Below are 16,959 nucleotides of genomic sequence, written 5' to 3'. Positions count from 1 at the left end.
CTGAAAATTTTGACAAAAAAATACCGGCTCACTAATGAAGCCGGCAATTTCTAAATTACTATGGCGAAATTTAATCTTAATATGCTTGTACAAATGCTTTCGGTCAAAATTTGATCGAATGCTGCTCGATCAGCGCAGGCCATTCGGTCAGTTCGGGGATACCCGGCTTGCGCTTGCCGAAGAACTGGTTGAACATCACTCCATCCTTATCGATGAGCTCGATGCCGGTCACGATGCCGTCTTCGGTAGGCTTCCGCACCACCCAGGCCTCGTCGATAGCGTCCTCCCGCAAATGCAGGTTGAACTCCGGATCCATTACATTCAGCCACGGGCCCATGACGAAGATCTTTTTGATCGGGCCGGTATGGATTTGAATGCAGTTCGGGTTCGAAACAAATACCATAATAGGCAGTTCGGTCTCCGAAATCGCGTCGAACAGCGGCTTCATGCTTTCCGGCTTGATGCGGTGCGCGTAGCCTTCCGGCGCATTGCGCAATGCCTGTTTTCTCGATAGTTTATGTTTCCGCAGCAGCGTGAAAAAGTCGTGGGTATCTTTCAAAGCGAGCCATTCTTGCTGAAATGCAGCTTGATCGAAGTCCGCAGCCTCGTCGGTCTCGGCTACTTTCTCTTTTTTCTCGCTGACAAACAGGTTTACGTCCTGATCGGCCGCCAGGTATTTGGTAACCAGCGTGTCGTAGGCTTCCTTGTTGCTCTTCTCCGTAAGGTAAATTTTATGGGCTGCCTCGCCGAAGCTGTTGAAAAATTGCAGGCTATGACGCTCGTTTTCTGAAACTGCGAAACCGAATTTCCAGTCGCCCAGGAACAGGCGGAGGTCGATATCCTCGCCGAGTACCAGGCCGACGTGGTTATTGAAGGATATTTTCTCATACACACCCTTGCGCTCGTGCACGACGTGGTCGTTGCGCGTGAGCGCCATCACGTGTCCGAGCGAGCCCATTTCCTTGATCAACTCCCTGAAATCGCCGTCCAGTAGCTGTACATGGGTGCCAAGGCCGGTGGCGAGGAGTTCGGCTTCTGACGTGCCGAGTGCTTTGGCATCGTCGCGGATGCGCGATTTGGGGTTGGCGAGCTTGTACGCTGCCCAGCGTTCTTTTAGTTCAGTTCTGTCCGGTGAAAGGGTTGACTTCATCTTTGGGTATTTTAATAGTTGCTAATCAGGGTAAATGGTACGAAACGGGCGCCACTTGCGGTACTATTACGGGGTAGGGCGTCATTTCCGGTTGGATAATCTGCACCGGTAGGCCGAAAGCTTCCTGGATGGCCTGCTCGGTCAGCACGTTTTCGGGTAGACCGATGGCATGCATATGGCCGTTTTTGAGCATCAGTACGCGGTCGGCGTATTGCAATGCCTGGTTCAGGTCGTGGATCACGGCGATCACCGCGAAATTCTTACGGGTAAGCTCCTTCGCCAGCTGGAATGTCTCGTACTGGTGCAAGAGGTCCATTCCGGTAGTAGGTTCGTCGAGCAGGAGCAGGCCGTTATCGATTTCCCACACCTGCGCCAGTGCGCGGGCGAGTTGGACGCGCTGCTGCTCTCCGCCGGATAATGTGGGGTAAAGGCGGCCTTTCAGATGGCCGATACCTACTTTTTTCAGGCACATATCGACAATCGCCAGGTCGCGCTGGGTAGGATCGGCGTCGTAAAACGGATAGCGGCCCATCAACACGATTTCCTGCGTGGTGAAGGAGAGCGTGATATTGTTTTTCTGGGACAACACCGCCCGTTTTCGGGCCAGTTCTTTCAGCTTGTATTTCCGGAGCTCGCGGTCGTGGAAATGGACCGAACCGGTCGTAACGCTGTGCTCCGCGGAAAGCAGTTTGATCAATGTCGATTTGCCGGCACCGTTTGCGCCCACGATCGCCCAGAATTCACCGGGGTTGACCGAAAAACTGACATTTTCAAGCAGTTTTCGGCCCCTTACTTCAAATCCCGCATTCCTGACCTCGATCATAGCCGCTTGCGTTTTTGTTCCCACAAAATATAAATGAAGAACGGCGTGCCGAGCATGGCCGTAAGGATGCCGATCGGGAGCTCCGACGGCGCTACGATGGTGCGGGAGAGGGTGTCGGCCAATGTGAGCACAATGGCGCCCGACAATGCCGACCCGATAATTAGCGTCCGGTGATTTGGCCCAAACAATGTGCGTATAATGTGTGGTACTACCAATCCTACAAAGCCAATCGTACCCGCAACCGCTACGGACGCGCCTACGCCCATTGTTGCGAGGATGATCACCTTTTGCTTCAATGATTTCATATTGACGCCGAGGCTCGCGGCCTGGCTTTCGCCCAGCACGAGCAGGTTCAATGCTTTGGAAAGATAAGGCATGAAGAAAATTGAAATCGCTACAAACGGCCCTACGGCCATGACCGATGTCCAGTTGGCGCCGCCGAGACTGCCCAAATTCCAGAAGGTAATGCTACGGAGCTGCGCGTCGTCGGCGAGGTAGGTCATCAGGCCCGTCATTGCTCCTACGAATGCATTGATCGCGATCCCGCAGAGCAGCAATGTGGTGACGCCGCCGTCGCCGGTGAGCTTCGATAGCTGGTACACGAGTAATGTCGTGCAGGCGGCACCGACGAAGGCGACAAACGAAATGCTGTACGCGCCGGCGAGCTCGTTCAGCATTCCGAAGTATTTAACGTTGAGCATAATGACGAATACGGCAAAAAGCGATGCGCCCGAAGTGACGCCGATGAGCGTGGCGTCGGCGATGGGATTACGGAAAAGCCCTTGCAGCGATGCGCCCGCAATGCCCAATCCAGCGCCGATCAGCACTGCCAGGCATACCCTGGGCAGGCGTATGATCCAGAAAACGATCGACTTTTGTTCCTCCACCTGCATTTCGGAAATCCAGCCGAGTTTGAATGCGACGATCTGCCATAGCTCACTTACGGAAATCGATAACGCTCCGGTGCAGGCCGCGAAAATCACGCAAGCCAGCAGGATCGAGCCCAGTATCCATACCATTTTGCCCATCGAAGAAGGCAGAATGTGTTTTTGGAACGTCTCCGCTTTCGTTGTTTCCCGCTCGTTTACCGTTTCTGTCAGCATGGCTTCCTATTTTACTTTTTGAGCAAGTTCAATGGCTGCCTTGCCGACCCTCGGCCCGAAGCCTGTCAGGAACTGGCCGTCCATGGTCACGATCCTGCGGTTCTTACCTGCATTGGTATTGGCAACTCCGGGTACTTTCAGCAGGCCGTCCATGCCTTCCAGGCTTTCGAGTCCGCTGGAAAACAGCACCAGCACGTCGGGATTAGCCGCGATAAGTGATTCGGCGGTCAACGGTTTGAAATCGGTAAAGCCACCGATGGCATTCTTGTGCCCGGCCAATGCAAACATTTTGTCCAGCGATGTGCCGGTACCGGAAACCATTAATGTCCCCGCGCCGCGGGCGTAGATGAAGAGTAATTTTTTGGGATTAGCCGGAGCAGGAATTTTTGCCAGGTCGGCCTGCAATGCCTTGACCATTTTTTCGGCCTGTGCCTGGGCATTAAAGTAGGCGCCCACCTCGCGGATCAGTTTGATAGCGCCATCTTTGGAATATTCATGCTTGAATTCGACCAGCTTTTTGCCGCTGCTGTTGAGCTGCTTCACAACGGCCGGCGAAAGCATGCTTTGGTCGGTGTATAGGATTACGTCGGGATTCAGGGCCAGGATGCCTTCGGCTGCGATGGTTCGGTTATGACCGATTTTCGGGAGCTTTTCGAGGGAGGCAGGGAATGTGCTCGTCACGTCCACGCCCACGATTTGTTTTTCCAAACCAAGCCCCACAAGAATTTCACTCAAAGTACCATTCGCCGAAACGATCCGGAGTGCCCTGGCATACCCGGAACCCATTGTGGCCAGGGTTAGTATTAAAAAAATATAGAATCTTGAAACTGACTGCATTTCAGGGTTTTACTTTTTGTAGGAAAATATTTTATCTACTTCCAAAACCAGCAGCGCCTCCTGGAACATCGTGCGGATCTCTTCCAGTTCGGTATCGTCGAAAGTGAGCATGAAATTCGGAATGGGCGATGGTAACAAATGGGTTTTGCCGTGCGGAAGCGCTTCGCCGATGCTTTGCAGGTGGTATTCGTCGTATAAAATGGATTGAAACCCCCGTAAGCCGTCCTCTGTGAACACAAACAGCACATTGCCGTACGCGAAGTTGAAATGCGTGCAGCAATGGCACTGCCCGATGTAACCCTTGCCGGTGTGGCTCAAAATCCGTAGCGAATTGTATGAATGCGAATCCTCCTGCATAGCCTGTTAATGATCATGGATGTGAATGCCCGCCATTTGTCTGTGGCAAATATATGGTATTAATTTAGACCAAGTATAAATAATTGAGAAAAATTTACTTCTGCCTTCCCGGAATCGTCTGGCAGACTTCTTATTATTGTAATCTGTATCATTCCTATTACCTGAACGCCCTTGAAAAAGCTTGTTACCAATCTGACCTTCTGGGTCCTTACCGCCATTACTGCCGGTGCCCTACTGGGCCATTATCTCCCCGAAAAGGCGGTCGAAATGAAGATTCTCGGCGAAGGTTTCATTTCGGTGGTGAAGCTTTTTATCAACCCCATCATCTTCCTGACGATCACGTTGGGTATTGTGGGGATGGGTGACCTGAAAAAGGTGGGAAAAGTGGGAGCGAAGGCACTACTCTATTTCGAAGTAGTGACTACCCTTGCGCTTGTGGTCGGGATTATCGTCGCCAACATCATTCGCCCCGGTCACGGCGTGGTCACCGATTCATTGGAAAAGGGCGATATCTCCAAATATGCCGGCAAAGCCCACGATTTCAGCTGGCTGCAATTTTTCTTCGATAATGTCACTTTGCAAGTTTTGCTTTTTGCATTGGTTTTTGGCTCGGTGCTAAGCCGCATTGAAGCCAAGCAGCGCATTGTCGACGGCCTGAATTTTGTGTCCAAATACGTTTTCAAAGCCTTGCACCTCGTCATGATATTTGCGCCGATCGGTGCATTCGGCGGGATGGCATTCACGATCGGGAAATATGGCATTCACACGCTGCTGCCGCTCGCGAAGCTGATGGGGACCGTCTACGCTACCATGGCTGTATTCATTTTCGGGGTTTTGGGATTGATTTTAAGGACTTACAAAATCAGCCTTTGGCGCTTTTTGAAATACATCAGGGAAGAGCTGCTGATTGTACTCGGTACTTCCTCTTCCGAAGCCGGATTGCCTTCGTTAATGGCCAAGCTCGAAAGGATGGGGTGTTCGAAACCGGTCGTTGGCCTTGTGGTACCGGCCGGATATTCCTTCAATCTGGATGGAACCACCATTTACCTCTCCATGGCGACCATCTTTCTCGCGCAGGTTTTCAATGTGCATTTGAATATGGGCCAGATATTATCGCTGATCGGCATATTAATGGTTACCTCGAAAGGCGCCGCTGGCGTAACCGGGAGCGGTTTCGTCGTGCTCGCCTCGACTTTGACGGCCATTAAGGTAATTCCGGTAGAAGGGCTGGCACTTCTTTTGGGCGTCGACCGTTTCATGTCGGAGGCCCGCGCCATCACGAATTTCATCGGCAATGGCGTCGCCACGATCTGGCTCGCGAACAACGAAAAAGAGTTTGACCGCAGCAAAATGGAATACGCGTTCAACAATATCCAGGAAACCGAGAATGTTGTTACCGATAATTTGAGTGATGTAACGCAGCCGGAACAGACGAAGTTATAGTGGTAAAAGTCGTATTTTAATGTTCTGTGCTTGAAAATTGATACCTATGACTTACAGGGACTTTATAACATCCGACCATAAGGTAATGCTGGGTAAACCGGTCATTAAGGGAACGCGACTGACCGTTGAGCTGATTTTGAGGAAGCTGGGAGAGGGTGCTACACAGGCGGATCTGATGCATATGTACCCCGATTTGAATTCCGAGTCCATTCAGGCTGTGCTACAATATGCAGCGGAAGTGATTGCTAATGAGGAAAATCTGGAAGCGGCTCGATGATCCTCGCCGATGAAAATATAGATTTTACATTTGATTTATTAACAAAGTACCTCTTATATGTCCAATCAGGAAACACTTCATATACCTACGCGGTCGAAAAGACCTTTTATTGGGGAAGAATTTGATTTGAAGAAATGGGATGACGTTCAGCCGTTCTTCGAAAATCTGAAAAACAGGGAGATCAATTCGCTGGAAGATTTGAAACAGTGGTTCTCGGACCGGAGCGAGATTGAATCGTACCTCTCTGAAAATTTCGCGTGGCGCTACATCCGCCAGACTTGCGATACAGCCAACACAGGCCTCATTAATGCATTGCAGTTCTTCATCACCGAAATCCAGCCGAAACTGGCGGAATACGGCAATGCGCTCGACAAGAAAATCGTCGATAACCCATTCCTAAGTGAGCTGACCGAGCCCGGTTTCGCAATCACATTGCGGGGGATGAAGAAGGCGATCGAGATTTTCCGGGAAGAGAATATCCCGGTTATTACCGAAATGCAGACCGAGGAGCGCAAATACGGCGCTATCGCGGGTGCTATGACGGTAACGCTCGATGGCGAGGAGATGACGCTGCAACGTGCCGCGGACCGCTTGCAATCGACCGACCGCCATGTGCGCGAGGAGGCATGGCGAGCGATCAGCGGACGTCGTTATGAAGACCATGATAAACTGGACGATCTGCTGAACAAGCTCGTAACCCTGCGCGACACCGTGGGCCGTAATGCCGGTTTCAGCAATTACCGAGACTATATGTTCGCCGCAATGGGCCGTTTCGATTACACACCGCAGGATTGCTTCAACTTCCACGGCTCGGTGAAGAAGGCAGTTGTGCCGATTTTGAATGAAATGGCCGCTGAGCGTAAGGCTGCATTGCAGTTGGATGCGCTGCGCCCGTGGGATACGAAGGTTGATCCGAAGGGATTACCGCCTTTGAAGCCATTCGAAACCGGCGAGGAACTGCTCGACAAGACCATCCGTGCTTTCTCGCGCCTTGATCCGTTCCTGGGCGACTGCCTGCGCATCATGAAAACCATGAAGCATCTCGACCTGGAATCGCGGAAGGGCAAAGCGCCGGGCGGTTATAACTATCCTCTCGACGAAATTGGTGTGCCATTTATCTTCATGAATGCGACTTCGAACCTGCGCGACATGGTTACGCTCCTGCACGAGGGCGGGCACGCCGTGCACTCGCTGGTGACGCGCGACCTGGCCTTGAATTCGTTCAAACATACGCCTTCGGAAGTGGCCGAGCTGGCTTCTATGTCGATGGAGCTGATCACGATGGATTTCTGGGACGAGTTTTTCGAGCATGAGGAAGACCTGAAACGTGCGAAAATCACGCATTTGGAATCGATCATCGAAACGCTTCCATGGGTGGCGACGGTGGATAAGTTCCAGCACTGGATGTACGAGAATCCGCAGCATACGCCCGAGCAACGTACCGAAGCATGGGTGCGCATTTACGAGGAGTTTACGGACACGGTGATGGACTGGTCGGGATTGGAAAACTTCAAGAAATACCTGTGGCAGCGCCAATTGCATATTTACGAAGTGCCATTCTATTACATCGAGTACGGCATTGCGCAGCTGGGGGCGATCGGCGTTTGGAAAAACTACCGGGAGGATGCGGCGAAAGGTTTGAAGGGTTACCTCGATGCGCTGAAGCTGGGGTATACGGCCACGATCGGTGAAATTTACCAGGCGGCGAACATCCCGTTCGATTTCTCGGAGCGGCATATCGCTGAGCTGATGCAGTTTGTGCGCGACGAATTGGCCGAGTTAAAAAAATAATATTTCAGCCGCCCGCAATTTGGTGGTTATGAAATTGGCGGTTATTTTTGCGCACAATACTATGAACGATCAAAGAAATGAAATTCAATAAAATAGTTGCTTTTGTTGCGTGTGTGGTGCTTCTTTCTTCTTGTGAATACCAAAAGTATAACCGCAAGGATCAGAAAGATCTGAATGCAGGTAATGAGTGGGTGTACGGTGTAAGCCCTGATTCCCTGCCACGTCAGATGTCATTCAAGTATGATGCGAAGCCTGAGCTCGACGCCCGCGTAAACGATATCCGCGCGAAACTTTACGGTGGTAAAATTCCTAGCTCGCTGGTGAAAGAATAGCAACCATTCATTGATAAAATATAGGAGATATCCCCACGAAATGGGGATATCTTTTTTTTGGCCTATTTTTTTAGTTATTGAACAATTTTAATATTGCCTTGCGCGTATTATCCTTCTGGATTCTGCCCATTGACTAAGTGAAGTTGTGACGATTGAACATTTTTAATTTACTTTACGTATTCGAGGCAGGGCGAAGCCGAAATTTTAGATAGAAATAAGCGATTAAAAAGTATTCAAAACATGAACATAGCTTTGGTCACCGGCTCTGCCGGACTAATTGGAAGTGAGTCAGTTGCTTTTTTGGCTGGCAAGTTTGATCTGGTCATCGGAGTTGATAACAACCTTCGTCAATACTTCTTCGGCGCGGATGGAAACACCGAGTGGAACCGTAACCGTATCGAGGAGGCTTTCGGCAACTATAAGCATTACGCTGCGGACATTCGCGAGGTGAGCCAGCTCGAACCTATTTTCAAGGAGTACGGAACGGACATTAAGATGATCGTTCACGCCGCAGCACAGCCAAGCCACGACTGGGCGGCCCGCGAGCCTTTCACCGATTTCGGTGTGAATGCGGTAGGTACATTGAATATGCTCGAAATGACCCGCCTGCACGCTCCTGAGGCAGTGTTTATTTTCACTTCTACCAACAAGGTTTATGGGGATAACCCTAACTACCTGCCATTGGTAGAGCTCGAAACACGTTGGGAAATCGACGAGAACCACCCGTATTTCGAGAATGGTATTGACGAAAACCATAGTATCGACCACACGAAACACTCTATTTTCGGAGCTTCCAAAGTGGCTGCTGATATTATGGTGCAGGAATATGGCCGCTATTTCGGCATGAAAACGGCTGTTTTCCGCGGAGGATGCCTCACAGGTCCTAACCACTCCGGCGCACAGCTGCACGGCTTCCTGGCTTACCTGATGAAATGTGCCATTACCGGAACGCATTACACGATTTTCGGATACAAAGGCAAGCAGGTACGCGACAATATCCATAGCCATGACCTGGTGAACATGTTCTGGCATTATTACCAAAACCCACGTCCGGGCGAAGTTTATAACGCCGGCGGCGGCCGTTTTGCCAACTGCTCGATGCTGGAAGCGATTGCATTGTGCGAGCAGATCACCGGAAACAAACTTTCTTACTCTTACTCAGAGACCAACCGTATCGGTGACCACATTTGGTACGTGAGTGACCTTTCGAAGTTCAAGTCGCATTACCCGGATTGGAACTGGGAGTACGGCCTGGTGGAAACGCTCACCCAGATCCACGACGGAATCTCGTCGCGATTGGGTGTAAAAACGGTTTAAATCACACTTAAAGCCTCCGGAACTACTTTCCGGGGGCTTTCGTAACTCTCTCCAATGCCAGAAAATTACGTCATTATTATCCCCCAATTCAATGACTGGGAGGCATTGAATCTGCTGATTCAAAAGATTAATGCGGATTTAAATACCCCGATCCTTCAAAATACTACGCTACTCATCGTCGACGACTGCTCTTCGCGTGCTAGAATAGCGCCATTTGCGGCTTTTGGTGGAAAAGAACTGAAAGTGTTGCGGCTATACCGCAATCTTGGTCACCAGAAAGCGATTGCGATCGGGCTGTCATATGCCGCCGAAAACTTGAAAGCAGACAAGGTGATTGTAATGGATGCGGATGGAGAGGATGCGCCTGGTGATATTAACAAGCTGGCGGAGAGGTCGGTAGAGGAGCCTGATAAGATCATCTTTGCGGAGCGGAACAAGCGTACCGAGGGCTTCCTGTTCCGTTTTTTTTATGTGATTTATAAATATGTTTTCAAACTCCTGACCGGCAAAGTGATTACCTTCGGCAATTTCAGCCTGGTGCCGCAAAGCCGGTTGCAGAACCTCGTGCGTGTTTCCGAAATCTGGAACAACTATCCGGGCGGCGTGATCAAATCCCGCATTCCTTACGATTCGGTATTGACGAACCGCGCTAAAAGGCTCGCTGGTGAGAGCAAAATGAATTTCGTGTCGCTCGTGCTGCACGGTTTGAGCGCCATTTCGGTGATGGTCGATACCACGGCGGTGCGTATCCTGATCTTCTCGATCTTCATGTCGGCGGTCGCCATCGGATTTATATTCTTCATTCTTTTCCTGAAACTGATCGGGAATGCTACGCCCGGTTGGGCATCGACATTGGGTAGTACACTCATGATTCTCATGCTGCAATCCTTCCTCATTTCGCTATTTCTGGTGTTTATGGTGTTGCAATACCGGTCGCAGCAGCATTTTATCCCCGCCGTTCATTACCGCGATTTTGTCGAGAAAGTAGAGTCTTTTAGCTAATCGTATGTTGAGCTTCGACAATTCTCCACCCATTTACTGGTTCCTGGGTTACTTATTGGCAGGCGTTGTCATTTTTGCCTCACAAAACAAATCACTGTCCACCCGGGCGTACCTGTCGTTGGGTGTTCTGTTGCTGGTGATGATGCGCTTGCCGGTGATCGTCTTCAACCGCGAGCTCAACCAGGACGAGAGCCAGATGCTCAGTCACGCGATTACCCTGTTGCAGGACCCGGTGTATTGGCGGTCGGTAGATGGCACGACCATCGGCCCGTTGGATAACTATCTGCTGGTACTTCCCAAGCTGCTGGGTTTTCAGATCGATTACACTGCTGCCCGTTTGATGGGCTTGCTTTGTGTTGCAGGAGCCTGGCTTTTGCTGTTTTCTGTATTGAAAAACTGGTTTGGTGCCAGCATAGCGCGTGGTGTTTCTATCGTGCCGCTGCTTTTCGTGGCTTTTACGCAGGAAATCGATTTCGTGCATTATTCGAGTGAGCAGCTTCCGGTTCTGTTGCTCGCCTTTTGCCTGTACCAACTCTCGCGCCTCGATCCGAAAGCGGCGCCTTCGCCAGGCGGCGTTTATCTCCTGGGATTAGCGGCGGGAGCGGTTCCTTTTGGAAAATTGCAGGCGGTACCTATTGTCGCCGTAATGGTCCTGTCGGCATTCTGGGTATTGTTCAGCCGTTTTCAAAGATATGGTGAGTTCAAATCCGCAGGAGCGTTGATTTTGGGCGGGCTTACCGTGCCGCTTTTTTTCCTTGCATTTACATTGGCGTTCGGTGTTTTCGACGACCTTATTGATTTTTATGTACTCGGAAATGCGATTTACGCAGGAGGAAGTACTTTCGCTGAGATCCCTTCGCAGTTCTATAAAATTGTTTCCTTATCAACCGATTTTCAGTTTTTCAGCCTTGCATTGATCGTTCCGATCGTGATCGGGTTGGTCAGGATTGTAAGACTTTACGTTCCCGGCAAAATGGATTTCCATGTGCCGTTTACCATTCTGTTCCTCATTCTGGCGAGCATTTACGCCGTTACCAAGTCGGGCAACGATTTTATCCATTACCTCAATTTCTGCATTATCCCCTGGACATTGCTGGCCGCCTACGGCTTTTCGGCTGTCGAAAGCTGGTCGCTTGCATTTCCCGCGGTTATGGTGATGTGGTTTGGCGGTTATGACGCACTGCATTACGTGAAAGAGCGCCGGTTGAATGCATTCGATTCGGTGGGCAAAACGACATTGCAGCAAAGCCCGGTAGTAATTGAAATTCTGAAACGGAAGAAAGATGGTGACTATATGGTTGTGTGGGGCTGGAATTGCTCCTATTATGTAGAATCGCAGCTGGCGCAGGGAACTGCCGAGAACCACTCCGAACGCTCTATTTTTGAACATCCGATGCGCGATACCTATCGCAAGCGCTACATGTCGGATCTGGAAAGGACAAAGCCTGCATTTGTCGTCGACGCCGTGGGCAAAAACAGTCACTGGGTACAGGACAAAAAAACTCAGGGCATCGAAAGCTACCCTGAGTTAAATCAATATATCCGTAATCACTACACTTTGCTGGGCGAATATGACGATGTGCGGCTTTACATCCGCAATGATCGCCGGGCGACCCCGCGGCACGCAACGACCTTACAATAGAATGTCGGTCGACGCGGCGTTTTCAGCCTGCAACAGGTCATTCAGCGTTGTTTTGTCCAAAACAGCCAGGTTGGCATCCCTCCACCTTTCGAGGACGGTGCGCAAGCTGCATGTTTCTTCATCCTTGCAGTCGTCGCATTTGCCATAGAAGAACATGGAAACGCAGAGTGCAGGGGCGATAGGGCCGTCGATGATCCGCAGTACCTTCGAGAAATTGACTTCCCCGGGAGGTACGCGAAGCAGGTAGCCGCCACCTTTTCCTTTTTGGCTTTGCAGTACGCCGTTGTTCCGCAAATCGAGCAGGATCGCTTCCAGGAATTTTTTCGGAATCTTCTCTTTTTCAGCAATGTAAGAGATCAATACCGGTCCTTTTCCATATTGTTCTGCCAGAACTTTGAGGGCCTTGAGCGCGTATTTAGCTTTTTTCGAAATCATTGTTGATCAAATGTACTTTTGGGTCAGCAACCGTAAAGATGAAACATAATTTGGTGAAACAATAATTCCCGATCAGTTTCTGGGTGGTTTTCCGCCGTTGAGAAGCCCCTGCATTCTTTCCAAGGTCTTTTTCTCTCCGCACAAGGAAAGGAAGGCCTCCCGTTCAAGATCGATCAGGTATTGTTCCGAAACCAGCTGCGGGTAGCTCAAATCCCCACCGTTGATCACATAGGCCAGTTTGCCCGCGATTTTAGCGTCGTGGTCGGTGATGTAATTTGCGAGGCGCATTTGGGTAATGCCTGCCAGGAACAATGCAATGCCCGTTTTGCCCTGCACTTTAATATCATGGCGTGGTTTGGGTTGCGTATAGCCGTTTTCAGCCAGGTCAATCGCCGCCTGTTTCGCCTCGGCGATCAACCGGGAGCGGTTGAGTACGATCTGGTCTTTGTCCTGCAAGTAATTCATCGCCTTCGCCTCGTGCGCTGAAGTGGATACCTTCGCTTGCGCGATGTTCATGAATGCGTTTTGCAGGATATTCAACTCGGGATCGCCCGCCTGGTACATATCCGAGCAGCGCAGCGCCATTTCTTTGGTACCGCCCCCGGCAGGGATTAATCCCACGCCAAATTCCACCAGACCGATATAGGTTTCCGCGTGCGCCACCACCTTATCCGCGTGTAACGTGAGCTCGCAGCCGCCCCCGAGCGCAAGCGTGTGAGGCGCCACCACTACTGGGACCGACGAGTACCGGGCACGCATCATCGTTTGCTGGAATTGTGAAATCACGAGGTTGATCTCGTCAAACTCCTGCTCGACGGCGTACATGAACAGCATTGCCAGGTTAGCACCCGCAGAAAATGCTTCGACGGCCTCATTACCGATCACCAATCCGCGAAAATCCTTTTCCGCAAGGCTGATACTTTTCTGAATGCTCTCGATCACCTCCGAGCCCATCGTATTCATTTTGGATTTGAATTCGAGGTTCAGAATGCCGTCGCCGATGTCGTAGACGTTTGCTCCTGCATTTTTCCACACAATATTGTTGGACAAATTGCTGAGCAAAATGAAGCTGTCCTGACCTGGGATCCTTTTGTAAGATTTGGAAGGAATATCATAATACAGCCGCTTGCCGTTCTCGACTTTATAGAACGATTCGTTACCAGCCGCGAGCATTTCGTAAACCCACGCAGCCGGTTTCAGATCCAGCGATTCCATGATCGCCAGCATATTTTTCACACCAATGGCGTCCCAGGTTTCAAAGAGACCATATTGCCAGCCGAAACCGGCGGTAATGGCCTGGTCGATGCGGAATATCTCGTCTGAAATTTCAGGAATGCGGAATGTCGCGTATTTGAAAACATCCGCGAATGTCTTTCTGTAAAAATCGCCGGCTTTATCCTTACCCGCTACCAGCGCACTGAAGCGTTTGTACACGTCGCTGATATTCTTGGTGCCTTCCAGCGTTTCGAATTTCACTTTGCCCGACGGCACGTATTCCAGCGTTTTGAAATCCAGCGCCAGGATTACCGACTTGCCTTTTTCATCTTTGATCTTTTTATAAAAACCCTGTCCCGTTTTGTCGCCTAGCCATTTGTTATCAAACAGCTTCTGCATGATTTCGGGCAATACAAATGCATCGCGCGATTCATCTTTACCTTCGCCGGAGGCATACAGGTTATTAGCCACATGCACCGTCGTATCGAGCCCTACCACATCCGAAAGCCGGTAAGTGCCCGATTTCGGCCTTCCGGCAACGGGGCCGGTCAGTTTATCCACTTCATCCACGCTCAGCCCCATTTCTTCGGCTACGCGGATGGTTTGTATCAATGCATAAATTCCTAATCTGTTGGCGATGAAGCCCGGCGTGTCTTTGCAGAGCACGGTAGTTTTCCCTAAAAACAGCTCGCCGTAATGCATCAGGAAATCCACCACGCTCTGGTCGGTAGCGGCCGTCGGGATAATTTCCAGCAGACGCAGGTAGCGTGGCGGGTTGAAGAAATGCGTTCCGGCGAAGTTTTTGCGGAAATCCTCGCTCCGGCCTTCGGCCATCAGGTGAATGGGAATACCGGATGTATTGGAAGTAACGAGCGTACCCGGCTTGCGGAGCGCGTCCACTTTTTCGTAAAGGCTTTTTTTGATATCCAGCTTTTCGACCACTACCTCAATTACCCAGTCGTAATTTTTGATGTCGGCCAGGTTATCGTCGAAGTTGCCGAGCTTGATCCGTGAGGCAAATGCCGGGCTGTACAACGATGCCGGTGTGGCTTTGAGCGTCGCCTGGAACGAATCGTTCACGATCCGGTTGCGGAACGCAGGGTGGTCGGTCGTAATACCCTTCGCTTTTTCAGCGTCGGTAAGGTCTTTTGGAACGATGTCCAGCAGGAGCACCTCAACGCCTATATTGGCAAAATGGCAGGCAATGCGCGAGCCCATAATGCCTGAACCAAGAACAGCTACTTTACGAATGGAACGATTCATTTTTACTCAGGTTGGTTTTCAGGATGGGATTGATGGTTATTCCAGATCTTCGGCGACTTCGCCGGCTTTGAGCTTCTGGTTCTCTTCTTCCACCAATCGGTTTATATCTTTAATGACGTCAAAAAACACGACCAGCTTGTCGAGCGGTATCTTGTCGCGGATCATTGTGTTGAAGGAAATGACTCCCTCGCGGGCGAGTTCACGTTTCTCCTTGCCCAGCTCAGTGAGCACAATGCGGACGAAACGCTTGTCGTCCTTACTCACTTCCCGGCGGATAAGACCCTTTTCTTCGAGGTTTTTGAGCATCCGCACGAGGCTCCGCGGCTCCATACCGAGCAATGGCGCTATTTTGGTGGCCGGCGTGCCGTGCTCAATGTCGATGTTCAGCAGGACATACCCGACGGCCATGGTCGTGTCAAAACGGGCGGCATAGGCATTGTACATCCGCGATATGGAATGCCAGGCCCATTTGATCTGGAAATCGATTGTTTTTTCCTTGCGCATCGTTTCAAAAAGCTATTGGTATCAGGTAATGCCCTTATCACAAATGTAAGCAATGTGCTTACTATTATGCAAGCATACTAATTTGGGATCAATAAAAAACACACCGCCTCAAATTGTGACGGTGTGCCTGTGTATTTGTTACTTCTTACTTCTCGCTGATAAGCTTATCCATTAAGGTATTGAAGTCGGTTACGAACTCATCGTAATAATGGCCCGTGCCCGGACCATTGAAGCCGGTATGGATTTCGCGGACTTTACCGTGCTTGTCGATGAAAATGGTAGTCGGATACGACATCACCTTGTTGAGCATCGGCAATGCCTTTGCCGTGGAAGCATCCGAGCTGGTGCCTGCGAGTACAACCGGGTAGTCGATGCCGAAGCGGCTCACCATTTTGTCGATTTTCGGATTAGCAATCTCGGGCTTGTCATTGCGCTCGAAAGACAGTCCGATGATCTCAATGCCACGATTCTTATTCTTTTTGTACCACGGAGCGAGGTAGTTGGTTTCATCCATACAGTTGGGGCACCAGGAACCCATGATCTGGATAATAACCGGCTTGCCCGCGAAACGAGGATCTTTCAATGTCCAGGTTTTGCCTTTGGTGTCTTTTAATTCAAAATCCACGCTTTCGAAGCCTGGTTTGAGGAACGTCATTTTGGTAGCGTCGGGCAGTTTGGCGTTAGCGTCAGGCTTGGCGGTCCAGGTTTTAAATGCCTTCACGCCCGACCACTGGTTGCCGCTCAATGTGCCATCGGGCTGGAAGCCTGCTTTGAAAAGCATCGCAAACGAGCCGTCGAATGTCGATAAATAGAGGCTGTCACCATTCACGCTGCCGGTCAGGAAGCGATAATCGCCAGTTGGAGTGAGGAATGAGCCGGTTACGTCGGTACCTTGCTGTGTGAAGTTTCCTACCGCAATGGTTTCATCGCCGGTGGCCGGGTTTCTAAATGTAGTGGCCCATTTGCCGCTTACATTACGGGTGCTTTTAGCTTCGCCCTTTTTGAAAAACTTATAATTTTCTCCTTGCTCGGCAGCAAAAGGTAGTGAGCCCGCCACAACACCATTGGCATAGCGATAGTAGGTACCTTTCAGTTCGTCGCCGGTCGATTTGGCGATGATCTTGGCATCGAACATCATCATCGGGATCACGAGGGAGTCGTTCTGGAAATAGCTGCTGTCCATTTTGAGCTTTTCCGTTCCGTTAATGATGTGCACGGTGAGTGTTTTGCCGTCGGGATTTGGTGAAATATCCAGTATCAGAGGCAGTTTCTGCTGGTCGCGGGTGAGTGTTGCGCGCCAGATGCCCGATTTTACGGGCGTGTCGGAAAATGCTGGAAAACTCGTTGAGATGATAAAAGATGAAAGTATTCCAAACAATAACAGGAGTCTCATATTCAAATTACTGGTGTTTAATGCGATGTGTGGTGCCAAAATTAATTCCCCGCGCGGGGATGATTCCTACGCTTG

The 16,959-nt window shown here is 50.5% G+C and carries 16 protein-coding genes; 7 read left to right on the top strand and 9 right to left on the bottom strand.

Translation table 11 applies throughout. From position 1 onward, the window contains the following. Positions 1-103: 103 nt before the first annotated feature. Genes CLV60_RS12215 through CLV60_RS12195 form a run of 5 tightly spaced genes read right to left on the bottom strand, consistent with a single transcriptional unit; the run spans position 104 to position 4,270 of the window. Positions 104-1,150, bottom strand: a complete 1,047-nt coding sequence (locus tag CLV60_RS12215) for a hemin-degrading factor (RefSeq protein ID WP_106595665.1) — start codon at positions 1,148-1,150, stop codon at positions 104-106. A gap of 25 nt (positions 1,151-1,175) precedes the next feature. After that, entirely contained in the window at positions 1,176-1,973 is a 798-nt protein-coding gene (locus tag CLV60_RS12210) for a heme ABC transporter ATP-binding protein (protein ID WP_106595664.1), read from the bottom strand. After that, positions 1,970-3,076 carry a FecCD family ABC transporter permease gene (locus tag CLV60_RS12205; protein ID WP_106595663.1) on the bottom strand — a complete coding sequence of 369 codons (1,107 nt, stop codon included), beginning with the start codon at positions 3,074-3,076 and terminating at the stop codon, positions 1,970-1,972. Before CLV60_RS12205 ends, CLV60_RS12210 begins: the two co-directional genes overlap by 4 nt. A 6-nt stretch (positions 3,077-3,082) precedes the next feature. Continuing rightward, positions 3,083-3,862 carry a heme/hemin ABC transporter substrate-binding protein gene (locus CLV60_RS12200; RefSeq protein WP_229210935.1) on the bottom strand — a complete coding sequence of 260 codons (780 nt, stop codon included), beginning with the start codon at positions 3,860-3,862 and terminating at the stop codon, positions 3,083-3,085. Between the two features lie 60 nt (positions 3,863-3,922). Further along, positions 3,923-4,270 (bottom strand): DUF6686 family protein, encoded by a 348-nt coding sequence (locus CLV60_RS12195; protein ID WP_106595661.1) that lies wholly within the window; start codon positions 4,268-4,270, stop codon positions 3,923-3,925. A gap of 171 nt (positions 4,271-4,441) precedes the next feature. Between CLV60_RS12195 and dctA the strand changes: the two genes are divergently transcribed. From dctA to CLV60_RS12160, 7 genes are all read left to right on the top strand, one after another. Beyond that, positions 4,442-5,713 (top strand): C4-dicarboxylate transporter DctA, encoded by a 1,272-nt coding sequence (dctA, locus tag CLV60_RS12190; RefSeq protein ID WP_106595660.1) that lies wholly within the window; start codon positions 4,442-4,444, stop codon positions 5,711-5,713. 46 nt (positions 5,714-5,759) lie between these two features. Beyond that, positions 5,760-5,990, top strand: a complete 231-nt coding sequence (locus CLV60_RS12185; RefSeq protein ID WP_106595659.1) for a DUF433 domain-containing protein — start codon at positions 5,760-5,762, stop codon at positions 5,988-5,990. Between the two features lie 57 nt (positions 5,991-6,047). Further along, complete coding sequence (locus CLV60_RS12180; protein WP_106595658.1) at positions 6,048-7,781, top strand: M3 family oligoendopeptidase; 1,734 nt, start codon at positions 6,048-6,050, stop codon at positions 7,779-7,781. A gap of 77 nt (positions 7,782-7,858) precedes the next feature. Then, positions 7,859-8,113 (top strand): hypothetical protein, encoded by a 255-nt coding sequence (locus CLV60_RS12175; RefSeq protein ID WP_106595657.1) that lies wholly within the window; start codon positions 7,859-7,861, stop codon positions 8,111-8,113. A gap of 240 nt (positions 8,114-8,353) precedes the next feature. Continuing rightward, a complete protein-coding gene (locus tag CLV60_RS12170; RefSeq protein ID WP_106595656.1) occupies positions 8,354-9,430 on the top strand; it encodes an NAD-dependent epimerase/dehydratase family protein in 1,077 nt (358 codons plus the stop codon). A gap of 54 nt (positions 9,431-9,484) precedes the next feature. After that, positions 9,485-10,432 (top strand): glycosyltransferase, encoded by a 948-nt coding sequence (locus CLV60_RS12165; RefSeq protein ID WP_106595655.1) that lies wholly within the window; start codon positions 9,485-9,487, stop codon positions 10,430-10,432. Between the two features lie 4 nt (positions 10,433-10,436). After that, positions 10,437-12,074: a hypothetical protein gene (locus tag CLV60_RS12160; protein WP_106595654.1), complete on the top strand. Its 1,638-nt coding sequence runs from the start codon at positions 10,437-10,439 to the stop codon at positions 12,072-12,074. Here CLV60_RS12160 and CLV60_RS12155 read toward each other — a convergent pair. From CLV60_RS12155 to CLV60_RS12140, 4 genes are all read right to left on the bottom strand, one after another. Beyond that, complete coding sequence (locus tag CLV60_RS12155; RefSeq protein WP_106595653.1) at positions 12,066-12,509, bottom strand: RrF2 family transcriptional regulator; 444 nt, start codon at positions 12,507-12,509, stop codon at positions 12,066-12,068. The genes CLV60_RS12160 and CLV60_RS12155 overlap by 9 nt on opposite strands. A gap of 72 nt (positions 12,510-12,581) precedes the next feature. Then, positions 12,582-14,987, bottom strand: coding sequence for a 3-hydroxyacyl-CoA dehydrogenase/enoyl-CoA hydratase family protein (locus CLV60_RS12150; RefSeq protein WP_106595652.1), 2,406 nt, complete (start codon positions 14,985-14,987; stop codon positions 12,582-12,584). Positions 14,988-15,023: 36 nt separating this feature from the next. Then, positions 15,024-15,491, bottom strand: a complete 468-nt coding sequence (locus CLV60_RS12145) for a MarR family winged helix-turn-helix transcriptional regulator (protein WP_106595651.1) — start codon at positions 15,489-15,491, stop codon at positions 15,024-15,026. Positions 15,492-15,636: 145 nt separating this feature from the next. Next, positions 15,637-16,884: a TlpA disulfide reductase family protein gene (locus CLV60_RS12140; protein ID WP_106595650.1), complete on the bottom strand. Its 1,248-nt coding sequence runs from the start codon at positions 16,882-16,884 to the stop codon at positions 15,637-15,639. Positions 16,885-16,959: the final 75 nt, after the last annotated feature.

Origin of the sequence: Dyadobacter jiangsuensis (assembly GCF_003014695.1) — a bacterium.
Classification (GTDB): domain Bacteria; phylum Bacteroidota; class Bacteroidia; order Cytophagales; family Spirosomataceae; genus Dyadobacter; species Dyadobacter jiangsuensis.
This window is presented reverse-complemented; position numbering and strand designations above follow the sequence as displayed.